The organism is Elstera sp. (genome assembly GCF_044372965.1).
Taxonomy (GTDB): domain Bacteria; phylum Pseudomonadota; class Alphaproteobacteria; order Elsterales; family Elsteraceae; genus Elstera.
Map to the genome: position 1 here is coordinate 1 of NZ_JBILQX010000200.1, position 6,070 is coordinate 6,070.

Sequence of the window (6,070 nt, forward strand, 5' to 3'; positions counted from 1 at the left end):
GTGCCGACAGAACCGTTTCCGGCCCGTCTGGCGTGAGCGGGTTTCTAAAACATGCGCCCGGTCCCCGCAAGCAAAAAGTGACAGTTTTTTAGCAGCGCTGAACGCATGCCCATAATGCCGCTGTTAACGCCCCTGCGGTGGGGGGGCGCGGTCCGGAGATAATTTGAGGATTTAGCAATGATTCTGTCATATTATGGCGGCATCCTAAAGAATGTTTTCGGTTTTTGCGCTCCCTCTTCCTTGGAGATACACCATGAAGCAGGTGTTTTTCGCACTCCTTTTGATGGGCGTCGTTGCCGCGCCAGCGGGGGCCCAGCAAGCGGTAAAGCTGACGACGCTGGATTGGTGCCCTTATACCTGCGTGACCGCGCCCGATAGCGGCTTTAGCAGCGTCGTTGTGCGCGAAGCCTTCAAGGCCATGGGCTATCAGGCGGAAATTGAGTTTCTGCCCTGGCAGCGCGCGGTGGCGACGGCTAAGGGTTCAAACGAGGTTGCGGGCTATTTCCCCGAATATCCGGCGGAGCTTGACGGGTTTGACCTGTCGCCCAGCATTGGCACCGGCCCGCTCGGCCTTATTATGCGCAAAGGCGCGCCCGTTCCGCAGCCCACGGCGGATGCCATCCGCACGCTGAAGCTGGGTGTGGTTTCGGGCTATGTGAATGCGGCCCCGGTCGCGGCGGCAATTGCCGCCGGATTGAAGCCGGAGGGCGTCGCCGACGATAACACCAATATTCGCAAACTCGCCGCAGGTCGGATTGATGCGGCGGAAATCGATCAGTTTGTCTTTGGGCATTTGCTGAAAACGGATGCGCGCCTCGCCGATGTGAAGACCGACGTAGTCTTTGCCCTGCCGCTAGAGGAGAAAACCCTGCACGTTGCCTTCAATAAAACCGCCTATGGTAAAAAGCTTGCGGCGGTCTTTGCCGAAGGATTGGCGAAGGTGGATATCAAGGGCTTGCAGCAGAAGTATTTTGCGATGGCCCAATAGCTTAAGTCGTAAAAGAAAAGGCCCGGTTGGAAAAACCGGGCCTTTTTTAGCATGATCTCCGAGGGCCGGTTAGCGCTCGTCGTCCTCGCCGATGTTTTCGATCACTTCGGCCATATCGTCTTCATCCTCGCCGAGGTCGGACGTATCTTCCATCAGATCATCGTCTTCATCGGCAACGGCGTCTTCTTCCACTAAATCGGCCTCGACATCGGGCAGATCAGCCACATCGGCCAGATCGGCTTCGTCCACCACGGCGGCAACCACGGCGGCTTTGACGGGCTTATCGTCGGGCAGCGGCGCGCGCGACCGGCGCGATTTCAGAATCGCTTCGGGATCGTAGGTGGTGCCGCACTTCGGGCACACGATGGGATCACGGCACATATCGTAAAAAGGTGCGCCGCAAGAATGGCAAATGCGCTTTGCGCCCCATTCGGGTTTCGCCATGTCAGCTTCTTCCTTAAGGCTTAGGGATCAAACGGTCTCGGGCGTGCATGCCAGGGGTATCGCCGCTTGTCAATCATCTGAACGTAAATAGCAGGCGTGACAAGCCGATGCCCCTGGTATTTTCGCACGGCGGATGCTTGAGGGCGGGCGGTTTTTCGGGTACGCCCTGCGGCAGGTTTTCGCTCCAATGGGATTTTGCCACATGCATGCGCCGCGTCCGCTTCTTTCCCGCCGTGCCGGGCCGCTTTCTGGAACGGTTCGGGTTCCGGGGGATAAGTCGATCTCCCACCGTGCCCTGATGTTCGGCGGGTTGGCGATTGGTGAAACGCGGATTTCCGGCCTGCTGGAAGGCGAAGATGTGTTGGCGACCGCCGCCGCGATGCGGGCGATGGGGGCCAAAGTGACGCGGGATGGCGAGGGCGCGTGGCGCGTTACCGGCGTCGGCGTCGGCGGCTTGTCCGAGCCCGATGCGCCGCTTGATCTTGGCAATGCGGGCACAGCGACGCGGCTGCTGATGGGCGTGATCGCGGCCCACCCGTTCACGGCGTTTATGACCGGCGACGCTTCTTTACGCTCGCGCCCGATGGCGCGCGTCACGGTGCCGCTGGAATTGATGGGCGCGCGCTTCGTATCCCGCTCCAAAGGCCGCTTGCCGCTGGCGATAATCGGCACCGAAACCCCCATGCCGATCAGCTACACGCTGCCCGTGGCTTCCGCCCAGGTGAAATCGGCGGTGCTGCTGGCGGGGCTCAATACGCCGGGCGAAACCAGCGTGATCGAGCCGGAGCCGACGCGCGACCATACCGAAAATATGCTGCGCCATTTCGGCGCGGAAGTGCGGATCGAAGAGGTGCCGGAGGGCCGCAAAGCCACGCTCGTCGGGCAGCCGATTTTGAAGGCCGCCGATGTGGTGGTTCCGGGTGATCCTTCCTCGGCGGCGTTTCCGGTCGTCGCGGCCTGTTTGGTGCCGGGGTCGGATATTATTGTTTCGGGCGTTGGGCTCAATCCGTTGCGCGCGGGAGTGTTTACCTCGCTGAAGGAAATGGGGGCCTCGATTGAAGAGGTGAACCCGCGCACCGAGGGCGGCGAGCCGGTGGCCGATTTGCGCGTGCGCTATGCCCCGCTGCACGGCGTCGAGGTGCCGCCGGAGCGCGCCCCCAGCATGATCGATGAATATTTGGTGCTGGCGGTGGCCGCCGCTTGCGCTTCGGGCCGCACTATTCTGCGCGGGCTGTCGGAGTTGCGCGTGAAGGAAAGCGACCGTTTGGCCGCGATTGCGGACGGGCTCACCGCCTGCGGGGCCAAAGTGACGGTCGAGGGCGACGATTGCATCATCGACGGCACCGGCACCCCGCCCAAGGGGGGCGTGACCATCGCCGCGAAGCTCGATCACCGTATCGCCATGTCCTACCTCATTCTGGGCGCGGTCACGGCGGAGCCGATCACGATTGACGATGCCGCGCCGGTCGATACCTCCTTCCCCGGTTTTGCGGATCTGATGAATGGCCTCGGCCTGAAGATCGAAGGGGTGGCCTAGCATGCCGGTGATTGCGGTCGATGGTCCGGCGGCCTCGGGCAAGGGCACGATTGCCAAGCGACTCGCGGCGCATTTCGGCTTCGTGCATCTCGATACCGGCCTGCTCTATCGGGCCGTCGGTTGGGCCGTGCGCGACCGGCTGGATGATCCGCGCGCAGCAATTGCCGCCGCCGAAGCCTTTGACGTGGGCATGACCTGCGGCGACGAGTTGCGCAGCGAGGAGGCCGGGCGGGCCGCCTCCAAGATTTCCGCCATTCCGGAAGTGCGCGCGGCTTTGCTCGCCTTTCAGCGCAGCTTTGCGGGCCAAGCGCCGGGGGCGGTTTTGGACGGGCGCGATATTGGCACCGTCATTTGCCCCGCAGCGCCGGTCAAACTATTTGTCACGGCCTCCGTTGAAGTTCGGGCCGGGCGGCGGCACAAAGAGTTGCAGGCGCGCGGGAATCCTTCTATATACGCCGAGATCCTCGCGGACCTGATTGAACGGGACCGCCGCGATAGTGAACGCACCGCAGCCCCCCTCAAGGCGGCCGACGATGCGTTCCACCTGGAAACATCCATGATGGATGCCGATCAGGCCTTCGCGGCAGCCCTTGCCTTTGCAGCGCCCAGGATAGCGTAACCGCCCTCCTGCCCTGACCTCTTCTCCAAGGGGGCAGAGCTTGGGGGTTTTCGTCACTCTCCAACCCCGCGTTACCGCCTTCGTCCAGCGGTGGCGCTGTTCGGCTCCGATAGCCGGACCAGGGACAGCCGGACCGGAGCATGTATGACCACGAGTGAAAGCTTTGCCGCGCTTCTGGAAGAATCGCTGGGCACGGGGGATAACCTAGAAGGCACCGTCGTTAAGGGCACGATTATTGCCATCGAAAACGACTTTGCCCTGATCGATGTCGGTCTGAAGTCCGAAGGCCGCGTGCCGCTGCGCGAATTCGCAGCGCCGGGCCTGCCGGTCGAACTGAAGCCCGGCGACACGGTTGAAGTGTACTTGGAGCGCATGGAAGACAAGAATGGCGAAGCCAGCTTGTCGCGCGAAAAGGCTCGCCGTGAAGAAGCGTGGAATGTGCTGGAACGCGCCTTCACAGAACAGCAGCGCGTTACCGGGATTATCTTTGGTCGCGTCAAGGGTGGTTTCACGGTCGACCTGTCGGGCGCCGTGGCCTTCTTGCCGGGCAGCCAGGTGGATATCCGCCCGGTGCGCGATATCACCCCGCTGATGGGTTCCCCGCAGCCGTTCCAAATTCTCAAGATGGACCGTCGTCGCGGCAATATCGTCGTGTCGCGCCGGGCCGTTCTGGAAGAATCGCGCGCCGAAGCCCGCTCGGAACTGGTGGCGTCCCTCAAAGAAGGCCAAATTCTGCAAGGCGTGGTCAAGAACATCACCGATTACGGTGCGTTCGTGGACCTGGGCGGCGTCGATGGTCTGCTGCACGTCACCGATATCGCGTGGCGCCGCATCAATCATCCGTCCGAAGCCCTCACCATCGGCCAGTCGGTCAATGTGCAGGTTATCCGCTTCAACTCGGAAACCCAGCGCATTAGCCTTGGCATGAAGCAGCTTGAAGCCGATCCGTGGGAAGGCGTTGCCGCCAAGTACCCGATGGGTGCCAAGTTCAATGGCCGCGTGACGAACATCACCGATTACGGCGCATTCGTGGAACTGGAACCCGGCATCGAAGGCCTGGTCCACGTCTCCGAAATGAGCTGGACGAAGAAGAACGTTCATCCGGGCAAGATTGTTTCGACCAGCCAAGAAGTCGAAGTGATGGTGCTGGATGTCGATCCGGTGAAGCGTCGCATCAGCCTTGGCCTGAAGCAGTGCATGGACAATCCTTGGGATACGTTCGTGACCAAGTTCCCGGCCAATACCGAGCTGGAAGGCGAAGTCAAGAACATCACCGAATTCGGTCTGTTCGTGGGTCTGCCCGGCGACATCGACGGCATGGTTCACCTGTCGGATATCGATTGGGAACGTCCGGGCGAAGAAGCCATCCAAGACTTCAAGAAGGGCGACCAAGTGCGCGTCCGCGTTCTTGATGTTGATGTGGAAAAAGAGCGTATCAGCCTGGGCATTAAGCAGCTCACCGCCGATCCGTTCGAAGCCTCCATCGGCACCGTCCGTAAGGGCGAAGTCGTCACCTGCACCATTACCCAGGTTCAGGAAAACGGCATCGAAGTCGAAATCACCGAAGGCGTCCACGGCTTCATCCGCAAGGTTGAACTGGCCCGCGACCGCGCCGATCAACGCACCGAACGCTTTGCGGTTGGTGATAAGATCGACGCCAAGGTAACTCAGATCGATAAGGGCTCGCGCCGCGTCAGCCTGTCGGTTAAGGCCCGCGAAATGGAAGAAGAGAAGGCCGCCATGGCGGAATTCGGTTCGTCCGATTCGGGTGCCTCGCTGGGCGATATTCTGGGGGCGGCCATGCGCCAAGCCCGCCAGAAGGAAGACGTGACGAAGTAAGCCTTCCGGCCCTTCATCGCTGTTAAAAAGACCGCCGCCGAGGGAAACTTCGGCGGCGGTTTTTTTATTACGTAGGAAGCTTAGACTTATTGCCCGGTCACGAAGCGGCGCACCGTTTCCAAATACTCATCACCCCACAGAATGGCGGTTTCCGTATAAGCGTGCAGAACGATATCCGGTTGAAAGAGGTCGAAGATGACGTGGCGCATTTCGGTCCGTTCCGCTGGGGTCAGGCGGCGGTCGAGAGCGTTCATGGAAAAATGCCAAACCTCGGCAAAATAGGGCGTAAACCCTGGGGCGATATTGATGCCGAAGGAATCGGAGAGAATCACGAGGCGCGGGCGACGTTCCGCCTCGGGGAGAAGATAGTTCCGGCGGAAGCGGGAGGCTTGTTCGAGCTTCCCGGCGGCCTCGGGGAATTCGGGGAAGCATTCGGGTTGGTTTTGGCAGGCCAGGATATCGGCGGCAGCAAAATCGGGCGCGCTTTCGGCGATGGGCCGGTTAAGCCCCGGCATGAAGCTGGACACCCGCAAAAACCCTCGCCCGTTCAGTTTTGCTGTGATTCACTGATGGGGTCCCTCGCTCGGAGCCTACCGATGGAACCTCAATCGCTTTTCAGCCTGAACGATCACCTTAAAGCCTT

General features: G+C 61.0%; 6 protein-coding genes. 4 read left to right on the plus strand and 2 right to left on the minus strand.

Annotated elements, in window-relative coordinates; translation table 11 throughout:
* Positions 1-253: 253 nt before the first annotated feature.
* On the plus strand, positions 254-988 hold the full coding sequence (locus ACIQ36_RS17520; protein ID WP_395831696.1) for a substrate-binding periplasmic protein: 735 nt from the start codon (positions 254-256) through the stop codon (positions 986-988).
* Positions 989-1,057: 69 nt separating this feature from the next.
* On the opposite strand, the gene ACIQ36_RS17525 is transcribed toward ACIQ36_RS17520, so the two are convergent.
* Entirely contained in the window at positions 1,058-1,432 is a 375-nt protein-coding gene (locus ACIQ36_RS17525; RefSeq protein WP_045776313.1) for a TIGR02300 family protein, read from the minus strand.
* Positions 1,433-1,634: 202 nt separating this feature from the next.
* Between ACIQ36_RS17525 and aroA the strand changes: the two genes are divergently transcribed.
* The 3 genes from aroA (at position 1,635) to rpsA (ending at position 5,427) form a co-directional block, all read left to right on the plus strand.
* The gene (aroA, locus tag ACIQ36_RS17530) at positions 1,635-2,969 is read left to right on the plus strand and encodes a 3-phosphoshikimate 1-carboxyvinyltransferase (RefSeq protein WP_395831698.1); all 1,335 of its coding nucleotides are present in this window, start codon (positions 1,635-1,637) and stop codon (positions 2,967-2,969) included.
* A 1-nt stretch (position 2,970) separates the two neighbouring features.
* The gene (locus ACIQ36_RS17535) at positions 2,971-3,588 is read left to right on the plus strand and encodes a (d)CMP kinase (RefSeq protein WP_395831700.1); all 618 of its coding nucleotides are present in this window, start codon (positions 2,971-2,973) and stop codon (positions 3,586-3,588) included.
* 144 nt (positions 3,589-3,732) lie between these two features.
* Positions 3,733-5,427 carry a 30S ribosomal protein S1 gene (gene rpsA, locus ACIQ36_RS17540; RefSeq protein WP_395831702.1) on the plus strand — a complete coding sequence of 565 codons (1,695 nt, stop codon included), beginning with the start codon at positions 3,733-3,735 and terminating at the stop codon, positions 5,425-5,427.
* 86 nt (positions 5,428-5,513) lie between these two features.
* On the opposite strand, the gene ACIQ36_RS17545 is transcribed toward rpsA, so the two are convergent.
* Complete coding sequence (locus ACIQ36_RS17545; RefSeq protein WP_395831704.1) at positions 5,514-5,954, minus strand: hypothetical protein; 441 nt, start codon at positions 5,952-5,954, stop codon at positions 5,514-5,516.
* Positions 5,955-6,070 lie beyond the last annotated feature (116 nt).

Bases quoted from the DNA above. Each gene is read 5' to 3' on its own strand.
- ACIQ36_RS17535 (WP_395831700.1), top strand. From the start codon at position 2,971: ATGCCGGTGATTGCGGTCGATGGTCCGGCGGCCTCGGGCAAGGGCACG.
- aroA (WP_395831698.1), top strand. From the start codon at position 1,635: ATGCATGCGCCGCGTCCGCTTCTTTCCCGCCGTGCCGGGCCGCTTTCT.
- ACIQ36_RS17525 (WP_045776313.1), bottom strand. From the start codon at position 1,432: ATGGCGAAACCCGAATGGGGCGCAAAGCGCATTTGCCATTCTTGCGGC.
- ACIQ36_RS17520 (WP_395831696.1), top strand. From the start codon at position 254: ATGAAGCAGGTGTTTTTCGCACTCCTTTTGATGGGCGTCGTTGCCGCG.
- rpsA (WP_395831702.1), top strand. From the start codon at position 3,733: ATGACCACGAGTGAAAGCTTTGCCGCGCTTCTGGAAGAATCGCTGGGC.